Origin of the sequence: Mesorhizobium sp. M7A.F.Ca.CA.002.15.2.1 (assembly GCF_003998715.1) — a bacterium.
GTDB classification, from domain to species: domain Bacteria; phylum Pseudomonadota; class Alphaproteobacteria; order Rhizobiales; family Rhizobiaceae; genus Mesorhizobium; species Mesorhizobium ciceri.
Map to the genome: position 1 here is coordinate 1 of NZ_RZPI01000922.1, position 1,678 is coordinate 1,678.

Here is a 1,678-nt window from a genome sequence, read left to right on the forward strand (position 1 = left end):
GGCCAAACCAGGTACATCAGTCGAGGTCGAAATCTTCGGTGACCGCTTTCAGGCAATCGTGCAGAAGGATGAACCGCTGTGGGATCCGAAGAACGAAAGGCTGCGCGCATGAAGAAAATCATCCTCACCGATGGCGGCATGGGCCAGGAACTGGTCCGCCGCAGCCAATCCGAGCCGACGCCGCTATGGTCGGCCAGGGTGCTGATCGACGAACCGGATCTGGTGCGCGACCTGCACGCGGAATTCATCCGTGCCGGCGCACGTGTCATCACCATCAACACCTATTCTGCGACACCCGAACGCCTGGCGCGCGAAGGTGCGGAAGACCTATTCAAGCCATTGCAGAAGCGCGGCATCGAATTGGCCAGGCAGGCCCGCGACGAGGCCGGCGATGCAGCCATCGCCGGTTGCCTGTCGCCGCTTTTCGGCAGCTATGCACCGGCACTGACCATTTCCTTCGAGGAGACGCTCGAGATTTACCGCCGCATCGTTGCCGAGCAGGCCGATGGCGTCGACCTGTTCCTGTGTGAAACCATGGCGTCGGCGGACGAAGCCCGCGCAGCGGTGACCGCTGCATCGGAAAGCGGCAAGCCGGTATGGGTATCGTGGACGCTGGCTGACCACGGCAAGCCGCGGCTGCGCAGCGGCGAAGCCATTGCCACCGCGGCAAGCGCGCTCGACGGCCTGGCAGTCGCAGCGCGGCTGGTCAATTGCTGCCGGCCGGAAGCAATCGCCGCGGCTTTGCCTGAACTGATCGGCCTCGGCGGCCCGGTCGGCGCATATGCCAATGGCTTCACGTCAACCGAAGCACTTAAGCACGGCGGCACCGTCGATGTGCTGCACGCTCGTCACGACCTTGGCCCGGATGCCTATGCAGACCAGGCGATCGGCTGGGTGGAGGCTGGCGCAAGCATCGTTGGCGGCTGCTGCGAAGTCGGACCACCGCACATCGCCGCCCTGCGCGACCGGCTCGAACAGGCCGGCTACGAAATTTCGGGAGTTTTGCATGCCTAGACCATCATCGCGCATTTCCGGCATCGTGCCTTCGGGCAAGGACGGCTGGGAAGTCCATTTCGCCGCCTGGACGCGCAAGGAGGCCGGCGAAGACATCATCATGCTGTCGGTTGGCGACCATGATTTCGACACGCCTTCGCAGACCATTGAAGCCTGTGTGACCGCGGTTCGCGGCAGCAATCATCACTACACCCCGCTTCCCGGCTTGCCGCGCCTGCGCAAGGCGATGGCCGCAGCCTCGAGCGCCTGCACCGGCGTCGAGACATCGCCGGATCAGGTGATCGCCACGCCGGGCGGCCAGGCCGCACTCTACGCGGCCGTGCAGGGCGTGCTCGACCAGGGCGATCACGCCATCGTCGTGGCACCCTATTATGCCACCTATCCCAACACGTTCAGCGCCGCTGGCGCTGATTTCACCGTCGTCGAGACACCGGCCGAGGATGGCTTCCAGCCGCGAGCCGACATGATCCGCGCGGCAATCCGGCCGAACACGCGCGCCATCCTGATCAACACGCCGAACAATCCGACCGGTGCGGTCTATTCGCGCGAGCGGCTGGAACAGTTGGCAGAAGTCTGCCGGGAGCACGACCTCTGGCTGCTGTCGGACGAAGTCTACTGGACGCTCGGCGGCGGCGAGCACGTCTCGCCGCGCTCGCTGCCAGGA

General features: G+C 65.0%; 2 protein-coding genes. Both read left to right on the plus strand.

Features of this window, described 5'->3' with window-relative positions:
* The first annotated feature begins 108 nt into the window (after window positions 1–108).
* Window positions 109–1,014 (plus strand): homocysteine S-methyltransferase family protein, encoded by a 906-nt coding sequence (locus ENZ74_RS31140; protein ID WP_013531135.1) that lies wholly within the window; start codon window positions 109–111, stop codon window positions 1,012–1,014.
* On the plus strand, window positions 1,007–1,678 hold a 672-nt coding region (locus ENZ74_RS31145), incomplete at its 3' end, for an aminotransferase class I/II-fold pyridoxal phosphate-dependent enzyme (protein WP_127313275.1). The genes ENZ74_RS31140 and ENZ74_RS31145, both read left to right, overlap by 8 nt.

Excerpts from the sequence above, each read along its gene's own strand:
- ENZ74_RS31140 (WP_013531135.1), top strand. The coding sequence starts at position 109 with ATGAAGAAAATCATCCTCACCGATGGCGGCATGGGCCAGGAACTGGTC.